The 20,011-nt window shown below is 49.9% G+C and carries 18 protein-coding genes; 8 read left to right on the top strand and 10 right to left on the bottom strand.

Annotated elements, in window-relative coordinates:
• Window positions 1-419: 419 nt before the first annotated feature.
• Window positions 420-3,272: an ExeM/NucH family extracellular endonuclease gene (locus tag ACJJIN_RS22200; protein ID WP_444896233.1), complete on the bottom strand. Its 2,853-nt coding sequence runs from the start codon at window positions 3,270-3,272 to the stop codon at window positions 420-422.
• A 264-nt stretch (window positions 3,273-3,536) separates the two neighbouring features.
• Between ACJJIN_RS22200 and ACJJIN_RS22195 the strand changes: the two genes are divergently transcribed.
• Together ACJJIN_RS22195 and ACJJIN_RS22190 are read left to right on the top strand one after the other, a co-directional pair.
• Window positions 3,537-4,007 carry a MarR family winged helix-turn-helix transcriptional regulator gene (locus ACJJIN_RS22195; RefSeq protein WP_444896232.1) on the top strand — a complete coding sequence of 157 codons (471 nt, stop codon included), beginning with the start codon at window positions 3,537-3,539 and terminating at the stop codon, window positions 4,005-4,007.
• Between the two features lie 2 nt (window positions 4,008-4,009).
• A complete protein-coding gene (locus ACJJIN_RS22190; RefSeq protein WP_444896231.1) occupies window positions 4,010-4,984 on the top strand; it encodes a S41 family peptidase in 975 nt (324 codons plus the stop codon).
• A 28-nt stretch (window positions 4,985-5,012) separates the two neighbouring features.
• Here ACJJIN_RS22190 and ACJJIN_RS22185 read toward each other — a convergent pair whose 3' ends face one another.
• The gene (locus tag ACJJIN_RS22185) at window positions 5,013-5,612 is read right to left on the bottom strand and encodes a pyridoxamine 5'-phosphate oxidase family protein (protein ID WP_444896230.1); all 600 of its coding nucleotides are present in this window, start codon (window positions 5,610-5,612) and stop codon (window positions 5,013-5,015) included.
• Window positions 5,613-5,715: 103 nt separating this feature from the next.
• Here ACJJIN_RS22185 and pdxR point away from each other — a divergent pair, with 103 nt between their 5' ends.
• The 3 genes from pdxR to ACJJIN_RS22170 all read left to right on the top strand — a co-directional run bounded on the left by pdxR (window position 5,716) and on the right by ACJJIN_RS22170 (window position 9,373).
• A complete protein-coding gene (gene pdxR / locus ACJJIN_RS22180; RefSeq protein ID WP_444896229.1) occupies window positions 5,716-7,170 on the top strand; it encodes a MocR-like pyridoxine biosynthesis transcription factor PdxR in 1,455 nt (484 codons plus the stop codon).
• Between the two features lie 260 nt (window positions 7,171-7,430).
• Window positions 7,431-8,240, top strand: a complete 810-nt coding sequence (locus tag ACJJIN_RS22175; protein WP_444896228.1) for a right-handed parallel beta-helix repeat-containing protein — start codon at window positions 7,431-7,433, stop codon at window positions 8,238-8,240.
• Between the two features lie 200 nt (window positions 8,241-8,440).
• Complete coding sequence (locus ACJJIN_RS22170; RefSeq protein ID WP_444896227.1) at window positions 8,441-9,373, top strand: ADP-ribosylglycohydrolase family protein; 933 nt, start codon at window positions 8,441-8,443, stop codon at window positions 9,371-9,373.
• A gap of 237 nt (window positions 9,374-9,610) precedes the next feature.
• Here ACJJIN_RS22170 and ACJJIN_RS22165 read toward each other — a convergent pair whose 3' ends face one another.
• The 5 genes from ACJJIN_RS22165 to ACJJIN_RS22145 all read right to left on the bottom strand — a co-directional run bounded on the left by ACJJIN_RS22165 (window position 9,611) and on the right by ACJJIN_RS22145 (window position 15,424).
• The gene (locus ACJJIN_RS22165; protein ID WP_444896226.1) at window positions 9,611-10,654 is read right to left on the bottom strand and encodes an alpha/beta fold hydrolase; all 1,044 of its coding nucleotides are present in this window, start codon (window positions 10,652-10,654) and stop codon (window positions 9,611-9,613) included.
• A gap of 25 nt (window positions 10,655-10,679) precedes the next feature.
• Window positions 10,680-11,273: a peptide-methionine (S)-S-oxide reductase MsrA gene (gene msrA / locus ACJJIN_RS22160; RefSeq protein WP_444896225.1), complete on the bottom strand. Its 594-nt coding sequence runs from the start codon at window positions 11,271-11,273 to the stop codon at window positions 10,680-10,682.
• Window positions 11,274-11,335: 62 nt separating this feature from the next.
• On the bottom strand, window positions 11,336-12,520 hold the full coding sequence (locus ACJJIN_RS22155) for an iron-containing alcohol dehydrogenase (RefSeq protein ID WP_444896224.1): 1,185 nt from the start codon (window positions 12,518-12,520) through the stop codon (window positions 11,336-11,338).
• Between the two features lie 105 nt (window positions 12,521-12,625).
• A complete protein-coding gene (locus ACJJIN_RS22150; RefSeq protein WP_444896223.1) occupies window positions 12,626-14,032 on the bottom strand; it encodes an aldehyde dehydrogenase family protein in 1,407 nt (468 codons plus the stop codon).
• A gap of 18 nt (window positions 14,033-14,050) precedes the next feature.
• Entirely contained in the window at window positions 14,051-15,424 is a 1,374-nt protein-coding gene (locus ACJJIN_RS22145) for a glutamine synthetase family protein (protein WP_444896222.1), read from the bottom strand.
• Between the two features lie 162 nt (window positions 15,425-15,586).
• Here ACJJIN_RS22145 and ppa point away from each other — a divergent pair, with 162 nt between their 5' ends.
• Window positions 15,587-16,123: an inorganic diphosphatase gene (gene ppa / locus ACJJIN_RS22140; RefSeq protein ID WP_282931443.1), complete on the top strand. Its 537-nt coding sequence runs from the start codon at window positions 15,587-15,589 to the stop codon at window positions 16,121-16,123.
• Window positions 16,124-16,193: 70 nt separating this feature from the next.
• On the opposite strand, the gene ACJJIN_RS22135 is transcribed toward ppa, so the two are convergent.
• The 3 genes from ACJJIN_RS22135 to ACJJIN_RS22125 form a co-directional block, all read right to left on the bottom strand.
• Window positions 16,194-16,670, bottom strand: a complete 477-nt coding sequence (locus ACJJIN_RS22135) for a hypothetical protein (protein ID WP_444896221.1) — start codon at window positions 16,668-16,670, stop codon at window positions 16,194-16,196.
• A gap of 18 nt (window positions 16,671-16,688) precedes the next feature.
• The gene (cysE, locus tag ACJJIN_RS22130; protein WP_444896220.1) at window positions 16,689-17,495 is read right to left on the bottom strand and encodes a serine O-acetyltransferase; all 807 of its coding nucleotides are present in this window, start codon (window positions 17,493-17,495) and stop codon (window positions 16,689-16,691) included.
• A 156-nt stretch (window positions 17,496-17,651) separates the two neighbouring features.
• The gene (locus ACJJIN_RS22125) at window positions 17,652-18,371 is read right to left on the bottom strand and encodes a M15 family metallopeptidase (RefSeq protein WP_444896219.1); all 720 of its coding nucleotides are present in this window, start codon (window positions 18,369-18,371) and stop codon (window positions 17,652-17,654) included.
• Window positions 18,372-18,617: 246 nt separating this feature from the next.
• On the opposite strand from ACJJIN_RS22125, the gene ACJJIN_RS22120 reads away from it, so the two are divergent.
• Window positions 18,618-18,902: a TfoX/Sxy family protein gene (locus ACJJIN_RS22120; protein WP_108735343.1), complete on the top strand. Its 285-nt coding sequence runs from the start codon at window positions 18,618-18,620 to the stop codon at window positions 18,900-18,902.
• 174 nt (window positions 18,903-19,076) lie between these two features.
• Window positions 19,077-19,961, top strand: coding sequence for a protease HtpX (gene htpX, locus ACJJIN_RS22115; protein ID WP_282931439.1), 885 nt, complete (start codon window positions 19,077-19,079; stop codon window positions 19,959-19,961).
• The last annotated feature ends 50 nt before the right edge of the window (window positions 19,962-20,011 follow it).

Raw genomic sequence — 20,011 nt, 5'->3', positions numbered from 1 at the left:
CACTAGCAACTGATTTACCTGAAGCAATAAAACACACGCTGACTAAAAACGACACTCCTTACATTAAATATTTATCTATTTTGATACGCCTCCGATAGGTCCCAATGATATCTCGACACTCCAGAAAGACACCTTAGGCACTTTACTTAAGTATTTTTCCAATTCAGGGCTTGGGCACCCACAAATACTTTCCCCTCCAATATTCCATACAAGAAAGATTTTAATGACTCGCAATGGAGTCTTGCTGGACTACCAATATGAAAACGAGGAAGTGAAACACTCGGGCATATACCCACGGAAGTAAAGATGAAAAACACGTAATTAACGCGGGGAGGAAAGAAAACGGCCGAATATCTCTTGCCTAAATATCCGACCGTTCAATATGTGGAGTTAATTATTTATTGTTGTTGATATCCATCTCAGTGCCAAAACGGCTTGCGAATCTCAATTTCACGGTAGGCTTTATCTTCATTACCGAAATCGTCTTTCACAGTCAGGGTAATTTCATAACTCCCGCCGGTGGCATAGCGATGCAGTGCCATGGGGCCGGAGCGGCTGGTGCCATCACCAAAGTCCCACTCATAGCTCAGGTTACCGTCGCCATCGTAACTACTGCGCTCTTCAACCCACACCCAGCGCAGGAAGGTGTGGACTTTAAAATCAGCCCGAAGATCAACAACCTCCTCAACTGGTACAAGCTGCTCAACGGTGGAGATCGCTCCCCGGTCGTCCTCAACCTGGAGAATTACAGAATAAGTGCCTGCTGCATCGTAGCTATGACTGGGGTTTTGCTCAGTACTGGTAGTGCCATCACCAAAATCCCAGGCCCAGCTAACGATAGTGCCATCGGTATCGACGCTGCTGTCGAAGTAGTTCACTTCGAAGCCTTCAACACCCCACTCAAACCCAGCAACCGGCTCCTGGTTATCTGCCCCCAGATCCAGTTCAACCACAAGCGGATCGTGATCTGAAGCGCGGAATGCATCAGTCGAGTAGAAACTCTCCACCTGCTCATCGGTTTTATTCTCGATGTTGTAATCCAGCACCCGAGGCTCGTCGGCATTGATATGCCAATCGGCCGCACCTGTTACCAGAGGAGCCAAAGCTTCACTGGCGAGGGCGTGATCCAAGTAACCGGACTCACCGCTGTAGACATAGGAGTAGGCTTCTCCATCACCGAAAACCTCCAACAAATCAGCGTAGCCAGCGTCCTTTAGAGTGCTAATTGGGTTTTCGCGGGCATAGCTATTGAGGTCACCGAGCACCAGAACACGATCGGTGCCGCTATCTGTCGGGTCAGAATCAATCCATGAAACCAGGGCATCTGCGGCTTCGGTGCGCAGCGAGTTCCAGCAGCCCTGTCCATCACCCAGATCATCGTTCAAACTACCATCGTCAGGACAACTTCCCTTTGATTTAAAGTGATTGACCACCACGGCCAGCTCTTCACCACTTGATAGTTCGGCAAAAGCCTGCAGCAGTGGTTGGCGGTTACCGTCATCAAAGGGATAGCTATCAGTTGTCGCAGCAGCGCCTATAGGCATTACCCGATCGCTGCGATAAATCAGCCCCACAGTAATTTCATCGGTGCCCAGTTGAGCCAGGTCTGGATTAATAAATTGATAGTTTTCACTGCCAGTAGCCGCGTTAAGACCATTAATTAAATCCTGAATAGCACTTTCCGAACCGTAGCCATCGTTCTCAATTTCCATTAAGCCAACTACATCGGCATCCAGGCCTAAAATAGCGGAGATAATTTTATTTCTCTGGCGCAGGAATTCTTCTTCAGTATCAGCCCCACGGGAGGTAGGGAAACCGCCGCCATAACCATCGCCATTAAAATAATTCAGAACATTAAAGCTGGCGATCTTTAAACTGCCCTTACCCGGTAATTGTGGAGCGCTTTCACGCAGGTTGGCAGCAACAAATTCTGGCGCCTCCACGGGATGTACTCGGTAGGCGCTGTAGCTATACCCCATTACTCCGCGCAACCCCTCTACCGTATCGCCATTGCGTAAGGTATTACTGGCACTGAGACCGGAGTCCGGGTACGGCACCGCTTCCGGGTTCTGCACGCTGGAACCATCGTCCAGCACAATCCTGTTCAGATCGTTAGCACTTTCCTGTGCTACGGCTGCAACCCCAGGCTCATTGTTGTGGGTGGGAATATAGAGACGGCCATTGGCCAGGGTGACTTCACCATAGCGCCCCAGGTTATAGTGGTCATTCACCATCAGGGCTTGCGGGAACTCAACCAACATCCCCTCGTATTGCTCCTGCTCTTCAGCAGAACTAAACGGCAGGGAGACTTCCTCGGCAGTGACACTGTAGCCGCTACCGCAAACCGTAACGCCATCAACCTCATCTAATTCGGTAAAGTCATAGTATTCAGTAACCACACCACCGACGCGAACCAAGTCTCCGACTTGCACATCTACACCGAAGCCTTTGTCGTGTACAAACAGCCCCTCAGAGGTATTGATCTGGCCATCCTGGTCACTGTCTTCCTCTTGCAGGAAGAAGCCGGAAAGGCCGGTGCTGGTATCTTGGAAATCACCAACAACAACCGCTTCAATTACGTGGCGCTCATCTTCCAGAGCGCTTTCAAACTCATCACCCTGAATCTGGCTGATTAATGTAGAAACATCTCCACAATCGCCGAGAACAACATCGTCATCACCGCCGTCATCTCCACCACCAGTGCCGTCTTCGCTGTGCCAGCCGAGGTTGGAAAAGTCATCCTGCCCCAGGCTAGACCACTCTGAGCCTGGGTCAAAATCCGTGCTGCCATCAACACGGCCTTCGCTCACACCCCAGTCGCGGATTAAGGTTTGATTTTGGGTGCCCAGGCCACTATCGCCCCATTGGCTACCGGGATCAACACCGATCTGGCCGATAACATCCACATATCCATTGGGGCCACTCAGGGCAACCGCATCATCCCCGTTAAACAGGCCGCTGGTATAAATCTGATCGGCTACTGACAGGATTGAGGAATCAGCACTAGCGTGGGCGAATACGTAAACATCGCCGTCTGCCAAGCTGCCACTTAGGGCGATGGTTGAAGCCGCCGCAGAGGAGCCATTGAAGTAAAGTTCAATGCTGTAGCTACTGAGGTCAACCGCTGCACCCGTGCCATTGTAAATTTCAAGGGCCTTATTATTGCTACTGCCCTCGATATATTCAGAAATAATGAGGTCGCTGGCTTGGACCTCTTCAGCCAAAAATGGTAACCCCAGGGCTGCAAGGGCAGCCAAGCCAATCTCTTTCATAATGTTCTCTTCACTCGTACCTGACACAGATCACGCGGCGCAAAGATTGGCGGTTAATTCCTAAAGTTCGATGAATGAAATATGAAATTTAAATTTCAGCTCTTTGTTCAAAAATCCATTTCACACAAAACCCGCCAAACTCGCCACACAATGCAAAAAAAGCGCCAAAGAATTTGTGCGGGGTGATGAATAGCGGCAAAGAAGCTTGAAAAGTTCGCCAAAAATTATATAGTCACTTATATAAGTGCTTATGGAGCAGCTTTTATGAAATACAGCCAACTGGGGACTCAGCTTCGTCACATTCTGGAATTACTGGATGGCGATGTAGCAGAGAGCTATAGGGCCTGTGGCCTGGAGAATTACAAACCCCGCTACACCCCGATAATGCGTGCACTTATCCACAAGAGAGATATCACCATTAGTGAGGTGGTAGCGAGCACCCACATTTCCCAGCCCGCAGTGAGTCAAACTGTAAAAGACATGATTAAACAAGGGCTGGTACAGACCTCTTCTGGAGAAGATGCTCGCCAGCGCAAAATACGCTTGACCCGCAAAGGCAGTGCGTTGATACCCAAGTTAAAACAGCAGTGGATAGCAACTCTGGAAGCTGAGCAGTCCCTCAATAGCGAATTACCGACAGAACTATCAGAGCTGCTCAACCAAACAATTCAAGCTTTAGAGAAACGTCCTTATTTAGAGCGGATACAAGAAAATCTATCAATAGAGGCTACATAAATATGAAACGCCAACTCAAGATGAGTTTAGCGGTATTAATCAGTTTTTTTTCCATCTCTCTCGCGGCAAGTTCCGGCGCAATGAGTTCCTGCCAGTTTGAGACAGGCCCGGTTATTAAAGCTGCTGCAGTAGCTATTCAGAAGCACTATATATTGGAGGAAAAAGGACAGGCGCTATCCGCTCAACTCAATAGACTGGCAGAATCCAAACACTTTAATCATCTTTGTAGTGACTACCAACAATTAGCCAGCGCACTTACCAAAGAAATTCGCACCCTTTCCGGTGATAAGCATTTCTATATAGAGCATATAGATAACCAAAAAGAAGCCCATAATTGGATTGAACAGTGGCAGGCTGAAGCGCCCAGCAATAACTACGGCGTTAAGAAAATTGAAATTCTTCCCGGTAACATTGGCTACCTTTCCCTCTCCTCCTTCCACACCTTTGAAAATGCTCGCCATACCCTCGCTGCTGCTTTCACTCTGCTTCGCCACAGCGAGGGCCTAATACTCGATTTACGCAGTAATGGCGGCGGAGACGAAGAAACCGCCAATGCTGTTCTGCAGTCATTTATTGATCCCCATTCTCCCTTTCCCTTTGTTATTGAAAGCCGCAAGGGGAGAGAAATACCGAAACGTATTTCACCTCAACCCTGGCCCAGCTATGGGAGTGACAGACCAATGGTCATTCTGATTGATGGGAGATCCTTCTCTGCATCTGAGAGTACCGCCTTCGCACTACAACAGCTGGGCCGAGCCACGATTGTCGGTAATGCCAGCGCCGGTGGGGCACATATGATGGAGTCTCCCCAACCCCTCCCCTATGGCTTTGAAATCGGTATCCCAGATAAACGCCCGGTTTCTACGATTGCCGGCAGCCGCCCCAACTGGGAAGGACAGGGTGTGATCCCCGATATTGAAGCCGGCCAACAGGAGATCATTCAAATCGCATTAAAAGTAGTGGCAGAGGCCCTATAAGGCTCCCTTTACTTTGCTAAATTGAACACTAGCGAAACGGGCACACAGGCTTGACCCCACTCCATACAGGCAGAGCCAAGTCCTCTTTATTATCTGATGGTGCGCCAGTTCGGCTTTTGAAAGCCCCCTCCACTATGGTCAGGCGCATCAAAGCTGTTCCCTTGCGCTCCTGTAGGCTGGGGAGGCGCACCTGATCCCAGCGCCCCGGCTCTATATCGTCAATAATCGCTTTAAAAACCGCATCAAATTCCCGCTGCTCTTTGACCCTCTCACCTCGGCAAAACAATACCGCGGAGCGATAATTAGCACTGTGATGATAAGCTGACTTTGCCAGTACCCACTCATCGCAGCGGGCAAATGAAATACAGACCTGTTCTCCTACCTCCAATAGTTTTTGTAGCCGGCTCTTGTTTGCCAGGTGAAAATACAAAAACTCTCCCAGGCGCCAAATGGTTAAGGGAATAATGATGACTTCGCCGTCTTCAATAAAACCGACATGGCCCAGTTTTAGCTCATCGACAAGCTTATAAACATCCTCTCGCCGATAACTGGCACGTTTCGGGGCACGACGTACACGACTCTTCGCTGAGGTTGGCAATTCATCAGAGATTGGCGAATGTAAATTCATAAAACCTCCTTTAATTCACTCTGGTATGAAATAGATATCGCCAATGTAGGATATTACTGGTACGCTGATAAGCGCCAGTTTTAACTATTTCATGGTGCCAGTTTTGAGTGCCGCCGAGCTTACAGACCTAACTCTCGAATCAGGCCAGCCGCTACAGGAACAGTTGTATCGACAATTGGTAGATTGGATCTGCAACGGCCGGCTGGCTGCTGGTACCAAGCTCCCCTCCTCGCGCCGGTTGGCTGAATCCCTCTCTATCAGCCGCAATACAGTGACATTAGTTCTGGACCAGCTGAAAGCGGAGGGCTTCCTTACTAGCCATCCAGGGAAAGGCATATTTGTATCTCCCGAATTGCCGGCCTACACAAATAAAACACACAGGCAAGGTTGGCAAGCACAGAGGAATAGGTACTTACCATCACTTTCTCACTATGGTGATTTTGCACAGACTTTATCTTGGGATAAGAATAGTGAAGATCAATCTCTTCCTTTCACCCCCGGCCTACCGGATCTAAGCGCATTTCCATTCACTATTTGGAACAAATTATACCGCCGCCACCAATCCAGGTTAGCTCTCACAGGTTACGGGCAAAGCCAAGGTTATTTACCTTTGCGTATGGCACTTACTGAATACTTACGCAACTCCCGGGGAGTTCGCTGTAATGCTGAACAAATTATTATTACCAATGGAGCTCAGGAGGCCCTGAATTTATGTGCACTAGTCGCGATTAACCAGGGAGACAAAGTTTATATAGAAAATCCGGGATATCGCCGTGCTCGAGTAGCTTTCCAATCTGTTGGAGCAAAGCTCGTACCAGCGAACCTGAAAGATAAGTACTTGGATGTTGATAAGCTGGTCAATAGTACAACCGAAGCCAAGTTACTTTTTACCACGCCAACACATCAGTACCCAATGGGTGGTGTTATGCCCGCAGGTGAACGGATTAAACTGCTGGATTGGGCGACACAGGCGAACTGCTGGATAATTGAAGATGATTACGACAGTGAATTTTCATTCCAACATAAACCCGTCGCGGCGCTCCAGGGGATGGGAGAAAATACACCTGTACTCTACATGGGGAGCTTTAGTAAGACCTTGCTACCCAGCCTACGATTAGGCTATTTAGTGGTGCCTAAATCTACCGTAGCGGCATTTACCCAAGCAAAAGAAATGTTATCTGGCCACTCCCCCTTAATCACACAAGCTGTCGTGGCAGACTTTCTCGATGAGGGGCATTTTGTGCGACATCTTCGCAAAATGCGCGCTAGTTATATGAAGAAATGGGAACATCTCTGTCAGCTTATTCGGGAAGAAATACCACCTCCAGCCGGACTAATTGCCAATAGCGCTGGTATGCACTTGGTTATATCCACGCCGGGACACGACGACATCACCCTTTCAAAGAAACTACGTGAATACGGATTTGGCAGCACACCAATATCGCTCTTCTATTCCAATAAAAATGAAGATTCAGGGTTGGTGCTCGGATTTGCCAATACAACTTTCGAACAGAGGGCAGATTGCGTAAAGATTCTCGCAAAAAATCTTAAAAAGTAGCCATAACACACCTAAACAACGCTTATTTTTATAATGCAGGTTTCTTCATTTTTCGCACCAGCATTAAGCACCTCCACCTAAAATAAAAAAGTAAATATTTTAATAGAATAAAAACAGTCTATTATCACCAAAATATCAAATAAAACCCAATAAATTAGGAAGAATTTCCTATGGCTCTTTCTCAAACCTAGGTCACAATCTCCATGGCTTTGGGTGTTCACTCTCTTTTTTAATTACTCAGATAATTAGGGAAATTTGATATGAAAAATAGAAATATGAATTCTATAAAAGCATCATTACTCGCTGTATCCGGTATTGCCGCACTATCGCTCTCCGCCATCGCTTCAGCTGTCAGCTGTGGAGATACCATTACAACAGCAGAAGTACTCACCGGCGATATTCTTGGCTGCGCAAGCCATCCTGCACTCGTGATAGATGCTGGCGGATCACTCGATATGGCGGGTTACCACCTCAGTTGCGATGGCAGCGGAATTGGCATTCAATTGAAAGACAGTGATAGAGTCCTTGAGGATACTGTTGGTGGAAGCACTATCACAAACTGTAACAATGGCGTATCAGCCGAAGGTGATGGCAGCCATCAAATCTTTGATATCACTGCTTCATCAAACTCTATTGCAGGAATCGCACTTTGGAGTTCAGGTAATACAGTTGAAGCCACCGATGCTAGCGGCAATGGGGGAATGGGTATACGCGTTATGGGTGACGGTAATCGTGTGAGATACTCTTATGCATCAAGTAACGGTCTCCAAGGAATAAAGATCGTTGGTGACAATACTCTCATCAGATTCAATGAGACGATTCTCAATACATCGAGTGGGATTGTAATTGATAGTGGGGATGGCGGCATTGTTGCCAATAATCTATCAGATAATAACGGCGTTAACGGCATTATGATGTTGGGATTGGGTCAAGTCGGATACTTGATCATTGGCAATACCGCAGAAAATAATGCCGGTGCAGATCTTGCTGACCACAACCACCCTGCTTGCACTGGCAATGTATGGATTAGAAATACTTTTGGAAGTGCTAACGATGCCTGTATTAATTAAATAATATAGCGACTTTAGCGGCGAGCCGATTAGTTTTAAATATCGGCTCGCTCTCACCTAAAACAAAACCCTTCCCCTCGCGGGCCATTAACTACCAACAAGTGTTTTCTAGAATAAAATTGTTACTTATAACAGCAATTAATAGTGGTCCTTATAGCTAGTAGCGACTTCCCCTGAGAATAAGGTATAAAAATCAATAAATGATAAAGCTCAATAAATACAGAGGTTGCTTTAAAGGAATAGCTATCGGCGATTCATTTGGCGCCCCGTACGAGGGCGGCATTCTAGAAAGACAACTCTGGAAAATTATCGGGAAAACCGAACAGGGTAAAAAGCGTTACACCGATGACACGCAAATGTCTATTGATATTGCGACCTCCTTTCTTGAGCATAATTACCTTGATCAGGACCACATAGCCAAAAAGTTTGCCCAAAGTTATCGCTGGAGTAGAGGGTATGGCCCCAGTGCAGCGAAACTACTCAAAGGCGTCAGGGATGGTAAACGCTGGCAAGATTTAAACCGAAAAAAATTTAAGCACGGTTCTATGGGCAATGGGGCCGCCATGAGAGCACCTATTATTGCCCTCTGCCACCCCCAAAATGACTATCGCCTCAAGCAATATGTACAATCGGTGTCTGAAATCACCCACGCCCACTCAGTTGCTGTCGAGGGCGCATACTTGATCGCTATCGCCATCTGTGAATCCCTGCAAGATCGTTCAAACAGAGAGATATTGAACAAACTGGAAGTAAGTTGTAAGTCCGAAATATATCGCTACAAACTGGAAAAGTGTGCGACTCTACTGTTTAACCAGAAAATCCCACATCCGCAGCAAATCAAGCAATGGCTAGGTAATGGCATTACCGCGCCAGAGTCCTGTATCACCGCCATTTACTTTGGACTTAAGTATCGAAACTCTCCTTTAACGTCTGTATTAGCTAATATTTTTTCTCTAGGTGGTGACACAGATACCTTGGGTGCTATGGCTGCTAGCATCTGGGGGGCATTAAATGGAGAAGACCGAATGGAAAGCATGGCCGACAAGGTCGAAAACATCGATTTTATTACTGAGCTTTCTGAGAAACTCTATTTCACCCAATATCAGCATGAACAAGCCTTACAACCCGCATAGCCTACTAAAAAGGGAAAAGGGAAGAATACACCGCGCTTGGACCCTATGAGGCATGGATGCCGATTAGAAGCTTACAGGGATGTATTCGCAGTGAGTCTCGAGTGCGGTGTATTCTTTCCTTTCACCCCAGTAGTAAGCCTTAAAAAAGTAGAGCGGATCGTAAAATAACCAAAATGTTAATTTAAAAATCTCTGACAGCTTAACCAGAGCACCATGAGGCTATTAAGAAGTGCTTTATTAGGACTGAATACTTCTCACCCTGGCCAAAAGCTTTTCGATACTATCAACAGTAGTGCGCGCCCCAATAGCGCCAACAAAGAAGAAATGGTTACCTGTAACGGTCTGTGAAAAATAAGCGGAAGACGAGCGGATTATAAGCTGTACTAGCTCCCACCTTTCCCTTGGAATCTGCTCTGGAGATGCACCTCCTAAAAGTTTACTGGCAAGAACTCGATTGCGAATAAATGCCCAATCATCAATATTGCACAGCACATTTTCCAAATCCCCCATTGAATCACTCTGAATAACAACGGGAATTGGATAGTCCAAGAAGTCAAAGGTGTTTGCCGTTTTCAATGCCCTGGAAAGATCTTCCTTAAACCCTTGCCCATCATACATTAATCCAGTGCCAATAAGCGCGATGGGAATTGCTCCAAGGAACGCCTCCAGATAGATATCTTTGGGGATAATTGTGTGTTGGTTTAAGGTGTTCTGCTCATCAAGCGCGGCCAAAAAGGCAGGATATATGCCCTTTCGACTGGCCATCCCATCAACTGTCATTTCGATGGCCTTGGCATTAGCTTCGGGAAGAAAGCCCGGCAACGCGGGTTCTGCGGCCATAGCCACAAAGCATTCAATCGAAAAATTCAAGGCTTTCGCCGCCCTCGCTAGAGCCCCAGCGATTTTCCCTCCCATACTCCAGCCGCACACCACTACCGAATTTGGAAGGTTATATTCAGACAAAATCTTGGCAATAATTTCTGCAGCCTGATCTCCCCAATCTTGAATTGTAAACTCCGGGTGAGTACTACAAAAAACGGCATTTTCCACAGGGTAAGAAATAGCAAGGAAGGGAAAACCCGCTCGATTAACCCAGTGACTTATAAAATCATCTGAGCGGCCACCGGGATAGCCGTAGAAAATACGCGCTAGATGTGCTGTGCCTGGAATAAATACCATTAGCGGATTGGTACTAACCGCCGGAATATAACGGTAAAGCACTGGAAAATCATTGATTGTTTCCAGGACTTCCCCGTCAAACAAAGTGGGACTCGGTGCCATATTCACCCTGCGGAGAGGCAATCCGTTAACTTGGCGCTTTCCCCCAGACCTCCTCTAAGCGCTTATCACGCCCACAGCGGTAGCGATAATACTTGTAACGCAGAGGATTACGTTGGTAATAGTCCTGATGGTAGGCCTCTGCGGGATAAAAGGTTGCAGCGGGTTTTATTTGTGTCACCACCTTTTTACCCAACTCCGCTTCTACCTTTTTCTTGCTCTCCTCTGCTAACACCTTTTCTTCTTGACTGCCGTAAAAAATCTCGGCTCGGTACTGGTCACCGCGATCGCAAAATTGACCACCGGAATCAAAAGGGTCAACGTTGTGCCAAAAAATATTCAGTAAGTCGGAATAGCTGACTTTATTCGCATCGTACTTTACCTGAACAACTTCCGCATGCCCCGTACCACCGGAAGATACCTGTTCATAGGTCGGGTTTTTGACATGGCCACCGCTGTATCCTGAGGTGGTTTTCAGGACGCCATCGACCTTGTCAAATGGCGGCTCCATGCACCAGAAACACCCTCCTGCAAAAATGGCCGTGCGAATATTTGATGAATCCTGAGCCAGGGAAATACTGGCCAATGAGAGGAACAAGAGAGCAATAATACTGCGCATCATTCAGTCCTTTACCGATTGTCGATGGAACACATTCTCTTCTGTCGTCTATTCGCAGGGATTTATTACAGGGTGACGGTACCTTCACAGGCGCGCAAGAAAATATCCCGATACTCTATCCCGTTAAAACGCATCGGGTTAGTACTAGCGGAAGGCTCCACCGATGCCATTTTCCCAACTCTGTCGGCATCAGTATCATCAATTCCAATCTCCGACAGGCTGTGGGGAATCCCCAGCTGCTTGCGCAATCCGAGCAACCAGTTGAGTACCGCATCAAATCCACTGTCAAACATCTCATTCCCGGCCAGTTGTAGATAAAGCGCCAGATGCCCCATGGGCACCTGGATGGCTGGACGGTTGGCGATCAGAACGTAGGGCATCAATATCGCATTTAACAAACCGTGGTGCTTGTCGTACAGGGCCCCCAGCGGATGTGCCAGGGCGTGGATAGCGCCCAAGCCCCGCTGGAAAGCTGTAGCCCCCATACAGGAAGCTACCAACATTTGCTGGCGCGCCTCGAGTTCTGCGCCTATGGCATAAGCTCGAGGCAAATACTCCTTGATCAGGCGCATCCCCTCCAGGGCAATTCCCTCGGCCATAGGATGGTATTGAGGGGAGTAAAAAGACTCCAGATTGTGTGACAGCGCATCCATTCCCGTCGCTGCGGTGAGGTCTGGCGGCAACCCCATTGTCAATTGAGCATCGAGAATAACGATGTCCGGCATCATACGCGGATGGAAAATCAGCCTCTTAACCTGTGCTTTCTCATCGGTAATTACCGCAACCCGGCCAACTTCAGAACCTGTGCCAGCCGTCGTGGGAATGGCAATCAGCGGTAAAATACCCTCTGGGTCCACACGCCTGTAGTTATCGCCAATATCCTCAAAATCCCAAATACTGTGCTGCTGTCCCGCCATAAGGGCAATGGCTTTGCCCGCATCCAGGGCCGAGCCCCCGCCCAAGGCAATGACCCCATCGCACTTCTGCTCACGCAGCTTGGCCACCCCATCGGCGATATTTATCTCATTGGGATTACCTTTGATTTTGGAAAAAACGCTAACTTCCAGACCCACCTGTTGGCATGGGTTAATCGCACTATCGATCAGTGGCAATGCGGCGACTGTAGGATCAGTAACTAACAGAGGCTTGTGAATATTCAGCTCCAGGCAAGCTTCAGCCAATTCAGTAATGCGACCGGGGCCAACCCAAACGGTCGTGGGATAATTCCAATTGACATGGTATTTATCCACAATTTCCTCTCTGACGTTCTGTCACTTTTGCATATTCAAAATAGGCTGTGACCTTTCGGAAAACAGGCAGACAATTTCACTTTCTGCATCCGGCAATCATTCCCGCTAACCATCATGTTTAAAATGAAATGACTTGGGGCGGGTTAAATTCTCAAATCCAATTTTAGAAAGCGTACATCCACGACCAGATTGCTTAACACCCGTCCAGGCCAATTCCGGATCCAGGTAATCACAACGATTTAAAAAAACAGTGCCGGCCTCTAAATACCCTCCCATCTCCATTGCAACATCTTCATCGCGGGTAAAAATAGCCGCAGTAAGACCAAATGGGCTGTTATTCATAAATTCTAGAGCTTCGCCATCATCATGCACTTTCTGCACCCCCAGCACCGGCCCAAAAGTCTCCTCGCGCATCACTCGCATGTGGTGTCGCACCCGGGTTAACAGTTGCGGTGCCATATATTGGGTACCCCGCTTGTCCATTGGGAATTCACTCACATCCAAGTGAACCTTCGCGCCCTCCGCTATCGCTTCATCCACCTGCGCGCGAACCCGGTCTGCAGCTTCCGCACGCACCAAAGGCCCCAAAGTGGTCTCCACTTGATCCGGGCGCCCCAGTCGATAGTCACGCAGTAAGTCGACCGTTTGGGAAATAAACTCAGAAAAAATATCTTCATGCACATAGGCCCGCTCAATACCGCAACAGGACTGCCCGGAATTAAAATAGGCGCCGTCGACTACCGCAGCCACAGCTTGGTTAATATCGGCGTCGGCGCGGACATAAGCTGGATCTTTTCCCCCCAGTTCAAGTCCCACTTGAATAAATCGACCGGCAACTGTGCGTTCTAGGTTCGCGCCAGCGCCAACCGAGCCGGTGAAGGCAACATGCTGAATTTCCCCCGCACAGGCTAATCGCTGGGTATAAGCATGATTTAAATGAAGAAACTGAAAAACACCGTAGGGCAGTCCCGCCTCGCGAAAAATCTCCACCATTCTCTCAGCACAAAGCGGCGTCTGTGCCGAGTGTTTTAAAATCACTGCATTGCCCGATAGCAGTGCCGGTACCACTGCATTAACCGCCGTCAGGTAAGGGTAATTCCACGGGGCAATTACCAGGGAGACCCCTAAGGGCTCGCGGCGGATAAACCGGGTAAAACCCGGCTTCTCAGGTAACTGAATGTCAGCGAGGGCTTCAGTAGCAAGCTGTGCCATGGTCTGCGCACGATCCATAAACCCGTTAATTTCTCCTCCTGCATAACGGATTGGACGCCCCATCATCCAACACAGCTCCCGCCCCAAACGCTCTTTTTTAACGGCAAATATTTCCACAGCCCGCTCGACAATGGCGATGCGCTCATTGAGGGGAGTTCGCCTCCATGCTTTTTGTGCTTTACTGGCCCGATCCAGCACTACACGGATTTCCACCTCTCCCGCCAGAGCGCGCTCTACATAAACACTGTTATCAATAGGGGAAATACACTGAAGGTGGTGCATGATTTTTGTAGTCTTCATCGGCATCGATACTCCCAATTAAATAATTTCGAAGTACCGCTCCAACTCCCAGTCACTCACATGGCGGCGATATTCCCGCTCCTCCCATTCGCGACTGGCAGAAAAGTGTTCAACAAAGTCGCTGCCAAATAATTCCTGTGCCGCTTCTGACGCCTTAAATTGCTGAGTGGATTCCCACAGTGTACCCGGCAACACTTGTTCGTTTTCCAATTCCAGCGAGTAAGCATTACCGGCGACAGGCTCACTGGGCTGCCACTGCTGCATAACACCGTAAAGACCCGAGCCCAAAGCTGCTGCCAGTGCTAAATAGGGGTTGGCATCGGCGGCCCCCAAGCGGTATTCGACGCGCTGAGAAGTGTCGCCGCCGGGGATAGCACGTAGTGCCGTTGTGCGGTTTTCCACCCCCCAATTGGCTCCCGTCGGCGCCCAAAAACCGGGTACCAGGCGGCGATAACTGTTAACGGTCGGTGCCATCAGGGCAAGGAATTGCGGCATCAGCCTTTGCTGCCCAGCTATGAACTGACGCATTATCTGGCTGATACCATCTGGCTGGCTCGAATCGAGAAAGGCGGAATCACCGCTGCCACTATTGCGCAGTGACAAATGAATATGCCCGCTTTGCCCCGGGTACTCACTGGACCAGCGGGACATAAAAGTAGCCATCAAACCCATCCGCTGTGCCAGCACTTTTATAAAGGTTTTAAACAGGGCAGCTTTGTCTCCAGCGGCCTCAGCACCATCCACTGCAATAGCCGCCTCTAAAACTCCCGGGCCTGTTTCCGTGTGTAAGCCCTCCAAAGGGAAATCCATGCGCTCGCTCAGCTCCAGGATTTCCCGATACAGCTCTCCGTGTACGGAATTTCGCAGTATGGAATAGCCAAACACATCGGGGGTAAAAGGCTTTAAATTACGGAAACCCTTGTTCCGCACTGAATCGGGCGTTTCGTCAAACAGGAAAAATTCGTACTCCAGGGCGGCACAGGGATCAAACCCCAATGAGCGACAGCGTTCAATCACCCTGCGCAGAACTGCGCGGGCACACAGCGCCTGGGCTCGACCATCAAACTCCGCGAGAAACAACAACATATCGCCTTCAAAAGGCACATCACGGCAGCTATCGGGGAGTATGCGTACCGGGGCGTCTGGATATCCGGTATGCCAACCGGTATAACGAGTGTTGTCGTAGAGCTGATCCTTAACATCCCAGCCCAGGACCACATCGCAAAACGAGAAGCCCTTTTCCAGGGATGAGAGGAATTTGGCGCGGCTCATATATTTGCCACGCATTACACCATCGGTATCGAATAAGCCCACTTTGACATGACTGAGGCCTCGTTCTTCGACAATTGCGCGGGCCTCCTGAGCGGTTTTTACCTCCCGTGCCTTTACCATGACTGGTCCTGCCCCGTTGTTGTTATCTCCGAGTTACAGGATAGACCCGCCAGACGAGCTTCGACGCCAAAAACCCGGCGCAGGCGTGACTTTCAGCCGAGCCCGTCAGCATATATAATCCGCGCTCCAGATTTTCAGTTACCTATTCATTCAGGACCAGCAATGAGCTTCGAAAAGATCCCGGCAGGTAAAGAACTGCCCAACGATATCAACGTAATCATCGAGATCCCTGCCAACCACGACCCGATCAAATACGAAGTGGACAAGGACTCTGACGCAGTATTTGTGGATCGTTTCGTTGCCACTCCCATGTTCTACCCAGCAAACTACGGCTACGTGCCCCAGACTCTGTCTGAAGACGGTGACCCCCTGGACGTGCTGGTTGTAGCGCCTTACCCGGTAATGGTTGGTTCTGTAATCCGCTCTCGTGTTGTTGGCGTTCTGAACATGACCGACGAATCCGGTGTTGATGCCAAACTGCTGGCCGTTCCGCACACCAAGCTGACCAAGCTGTACGATCACGTTGAAGAAATCAGCGACCTGCCCGAGCTGCTGATCAAGCAGATCGAGCACTACTTCGAAAACTACAAAGCCCTGGAAGCGGGCAAATGGGTTAAAGTAGAAGGCTGGGCTGACGCCGAAGCTGCACGCAAAGAAGTTATGGCTTCCCGCGAGCGCTACCTGAAAGAAGAAGGCTAATCCCCTTTTCTTTGAGCAATAAAAAACCGGCCTAGTGCCGGTTTTTTATTGCCTGTTAGGAGAGACCCTGTCAGTTAACTTCCCAATTGGGAACAGAGACAGGAGATAGCTCCTCCCCTTTGCGCTCACTCTCATCCAGAAGCTGGCCCTCCGCTGCACGTAAACTGAGGTGCTCTACCTCAACGCTGACCGGTTCCACCGACTTGCGTTCGTGCTCCTTAACCAAGTTTCCCTCCATGGGCGCCAAGGTCCACTGCGGGCTAGCCGCAGCTTCCATCTTGGGCTTGGTTTGCTCAGCAACAGCTGCGCCGCTGCTTTCGTCCTTAATAGTGACCTGTGCGCCTATTTTGGCCAGGTTTGCACGAAACTGCTGTGCCTGGGGCAGAGATAACCCTTTCTTCAGTACCAGCGGGCGCCCACTGAATAATTTCTCTATCGCCTGGGGATTGCTTTTAAACAGGCGCACCATACTGGCCTTTACATCACCGGCGGTAAAACCCGCCACCAAATCACCGCGAAAAACCAAACTGTAGGCAGATTGCGACATCAATAATATTTCCCTGAGTTACTCTTCCGAATCCAGAGTCTGGTCCATGGTATAAGCCGGAGCCCCTTCTACACGCCCTCCTACCTGGCGGGCGGGAACACCGGCGACGGTTGTATGGGCCGGCACATCGTGCAAGACCAGGCTACCGGCGGCAATTTTGACGTCCTCTCCCACCTTAACCGGACCCAATACTTTAGCACCGGCGCCAATCATCACTCCGGGGCCAATTTTCGGATGGCGATCGCCACTGCCGCAGCCACTGCCACCCAATGTCACCGAGTGGAGAATCGAGACATTGTCCTCAACCACACAGGTCTCCCCCACCACTAATCCAGTGGCGTGATCGATCATAATCCCGCAGCCAAATCGCGCTGCTGGGTGGATATCCACCGAGAACTGTTCCGATACCTGGCTCTGGAAATAGAGCGCCAAGGTATGGCGGCCTTGATTCCACAACCAGTGCGCTATCCGGTGGGATTGCAGGGCGTGAAAACCCTTAAAATACAGGAAAGGCGTCAGGTACTGGTCGCAAGCCGGGTCCCGGTCATACCAAGCGCAAATATCCTCGCTCATACAGTGGGAAATACTCGGATCATTAGCCAGAGCCGTGGCAATCACTTCCTGAAGTGCGGTTGCCGTGAGGGCATTGTGCTCCAACACCGAAGCCAGGTGATCCGCCATAGCATCACCCAGAGACTTGTGGCGCAAAATGGTATTGTGGAAATAACTTGCCAGGATAGGTTCGCCAGCAGCCGCCTCTGAGGCTTCAGCCCGCATCGCCTGCCAAATATCCCGCTGCCCTTGAACGGCCGCTTCCTCACCCATAATTCATCTCCCTTATATTCCCCAGGGCATTCACTGCGGCGCAGCTTGGCAGGATCACTAGCCCCTTTCAAGAGGAAGCCTCCATCGCAAAGTAGCTTTCTTGCCACCCCCCATTGAGGTGGTAATGAACTGTAACCAACCTATCTCAACAGGCCGCTATAGTTGCCCATTAAATGGGGGGTAGCAGTGATCCGGAACCCAGATATAGCACGTATAGATCTCCTGAAGGTGCTCGCAAACCGCAGTGCCCAGGGATAGTTCTGACTCCTGCAGCAACTCGGACAGGCGCTCCACGCTGAGAAGTTCCTGAAGCTCTCGGGCCCTGGGGGCATAGCTCAGGTGCCAGCGTTCCGGTGCGACTCCGCCGCGATCCTCTGCATAGGGTCGGAACAGCCCATAACCATTACCCGTGCTGATTTGGTTATCCAGCCAGCGGTGGAAGGCGCCAAAAACTCCGTCGTCCGCCACCTCCTGGGGTGTGAGCTGGACTGCATAGTCAGCGGGGACTGCCGCCGCATCGATAATATCGAAATCGGTACCCCAGTGGTGACGGGATGCTCCCGGCAATGCAGACCAGCGCAGAATGGCGAAGATCAGCTCCCGCTCGCTTAACTGTTCAATATCCAGGGGAGTACCGTGACTATCGAGAACCGGGCGGTGACCCTGTGCTTTGGCATTCCAAATCAACAGTTGTCGATCAAAGGCGCGAAAACCGGACACGATTTTAGGGGCAAACCCCTCTTCACGGGCATCCCGACTCAAGCGCTGGAAGGCGATCAGTGCCTCGGGATGTAAAAGCTGGTCAGAAGCAGGGTCGACAATGACATGCTCATCGCCGAGTCCAAATAACATACTCTTCAGCGGTGTCGATAACATTTGCATCTCATTATTAGGCGAACTCCAAAGGGCAGGCTAAATTATTCAACAGGCTATGCCTACTTTAACAGAGCGCAGACAGTCGCCCTTAACTATGGCACCAAAGCAGGGGCACCAAAAGCAGGCGCGCCGCACAATAATCTGGCGGTAATGTTTGTTAGCCACCTGTTAATTTATGTTAAGTTCAAAGCCGCAGTCGAGGGGTTGGCTGCGACAACGGACGCTCAAACTGGTAGGGAAAACCGAATGCACCCGAGTCAATCAGAACTATTAAAACTAAAAAACCTGGGCCTGGCCTCGGTCAATATTCTCCACTCTATTGGCATTCGCTCCCACGATGACCTGCGCAGGGTTGGGCCTGTCGAGGCCTTTATCAGTATTCGCAACCGGGGGATTAACGCCTCCAAAGTAATGCTCTACGCTCTCCAGGGCGCCCTGATGGATGTGCACTGGAACGACCTAGAGCCGGAGCTGAAACAACACCTCACCAGCGAGGTCGACCGCCTCCTTGCCACCCAAAACTCTGACTAGTAATTCCCCTCAAGCACCACGGAAAGAGTCGCAGACACGCGCACTCGACGGACTCGGCACAGCAGGCCAAGCTGTGCCGATCTACAGTAAGGCAAGTTGCGCCAACCCTATCTAAACTTACCGGTGGAGCCGCGGAATAATTCCGTAAAGACACTCACTCAAAGGAGAGATCCGATGTTGCGCATTGGGCTATTCCTGCTGACCAACCTTGCTGTCCTTGTATTGGTTGGCATTATTTTCAATATTTTTGGAATTGGGGGAATCCTTCAGGCAAACGGTGTCGATCTCAACCTCGGCGCCTTGTTGCTGATGTGCGCAATTTTTGGTTTTGGCGGATCTTTTATTTCCCTGCTCTTATCGAAAACCATCGCACGGGTCAGTACCCGCACACAAATTATCGAGCAACCCCGCAGTGCTGATGAACAGTGGCTGGTAGAAACCGTACGGGAACTCTCCCGCAAAGCGGGCATCGGTATGCCAGATGTGGGGATATTTCCAATGCCCCAGGCGAATGCCTTCGCCACAGGCTGGAATCGCAACAGCGCTCTGGTCTCTGTCAGTGCCGGTCTGTTGCAGCGCTTCAGCCGAGAGGAAGCCCGCGCCGTAATTGGCCATGAAATTGGTCACGTGGCCAATGGCGATATGGTAACGCTGGCACTGATCCAGGGCGTGGTAAATACCTTTGTGATGTTCCTCGCCCGCTTGGTTGGGTTCTTCGTAGACCGGGTTATCTTGCGCAACGAAGAGGGGTTGGGCATCGGCTATTTTGTCACATCCATTGTTATGGACATCATATTCGGCTTCTTTGCCATGATGATTGTCGCCTGGTTCAGTCGCCGCCGTGAATATCGGGCCGACCATGCCGGCGCCACACTGGCCAGCCCCCAATCCATGATTGCCGCGCTGCAACGGCTCAAGGTGGAGTCCGATCGCGGCCACGAGGAACCCCTACCCGGCAATATGAAAGCCTTCGGTATATTCGGCAGTATGGGAGCACTTATGGCCACGCACCCACCACTGGATGATCGTATTCTCGCCCTGCAAAACTTCCGTAATTAGTGTCTAATTGGATAGATAAGTGATCAGAGCTGTAGTTTCAATTTCTCACA

The sequence above is a fragment of the Microbulbifer maximicatervae (SeqCode) genome (assembly GCF_052467505.1).
Note: the sequence above shows the minus strand (reverse complement) of the source record. Positions and strands in the feature narration are given on the sequence as shown.

Coding starts and splice junctions, on each gene's coding strand:
- ACJJIN_RS22175 (WP_444896228.1), top strand. CDS start 7,431: ATGAAAAATAGAAATATGAATTCTATAAAAGCATCATTACTCGCTGTA.
- ACJJIN_RS22145 (WP_444896222.1), bottom strand. CDS start 15,424: ATGGTAAAGGCACGGGAGGTAAAAACCGCTCAGGAGGCCCGCGCAATT.
- ppa (WP_282931443.1), top strand. CDS start 15,587: ATGAGCTTCGAAAAGATCCCGGCAGGTAAAGAACTGCCCAACGATATC.
- ACJJIN_RS22170 (WP_444896227.1), top strand. CDS start 8,441: ATGATAAAGCTCAATAAATACAGAGGTTGCTTTAAAGGAATAGCTATC.
- ACJJIN_RS22125 (WP_444896219.1), bottom strand. CDS start 18,371: ATGTTATCGACACCGCTGAAGAGTATGTTATTTGGACTCGGCGATGAG.
- ACJJIN_RS22185 (WP_444896230.1), bottom strand. CDS start 5,612: ATGAATTTACATTCGCCAATCTCTGATGAATTGCCAACCTCAGCGAAG.
- cysE (WP_444896220.1), bottom strand. CDS start 17,495: ATGGGTGAGGAAGCGGCCGTTCAAGGGCAGCGGGATATTTGGCAGGCG.
- msrA (WP_444896225.1), bottom strand. CDS start 11,273: ATGATGCGCAGTATTATTGCTCTCTTGTTCCTCTCATTGGCCAGTATT.
- htpX (WP_282931439.1), top strand. CDS start 19,077: ATGTTGCGCATTGGGCTATTCCTGCTGACCAACCTTGCTGTCCTTGTA.
- ACJJIN_RS22200 (WP_444896233.1), bottom strand. CDS start 3,272: ATGAAAGAGATTGGCTTGGCTGCCCTTGCAGCCCTGGGGTTACCATTT.
- ACJJIN_RS22135 (WP_444896221.1), bottom strand. CDS start 16,670: ATGTCGCAATCTGCCTACAGTTTGGTTTTTCGCGGTGATTTGGTGGCG.
- ACJJIN_RS22195 (WP_444896232.1), top strand. CDS start 3,537: ATGAAATACAGCCAACTGGGGACTCAGCTTCGTCACATTCTGGAATTA.
- ACJJIN_RS22190 (WP_444896231.1), top strand. CDS start 4,010: ATGAAACGCCAACTCAAGATGAGTTTAGCGGTATTAATCAGTTTTTTT.
- ACJJIN_RS22165 (WP_444896226.1), bottom strand. CDS start 10,654: ATGGCACCGAGTCCCACTTTGTTTGACGGGGAAGTCCTGGAAACAATC.
- ACJJIN_RS22150 (WP_444896223.1), bottom strand. CDS start 14,032: ATGAAGACTACAAAAATCATGCACCACCTTCAGTGTATTTCCCCTATT.
- ACJJIN_RS22120 (WP_108735343.1), top strand. CDS start 18,618: ATGCACCCGAGTCAATCAGAACTATTAAAACTAAAAAACCTGGGCCTG.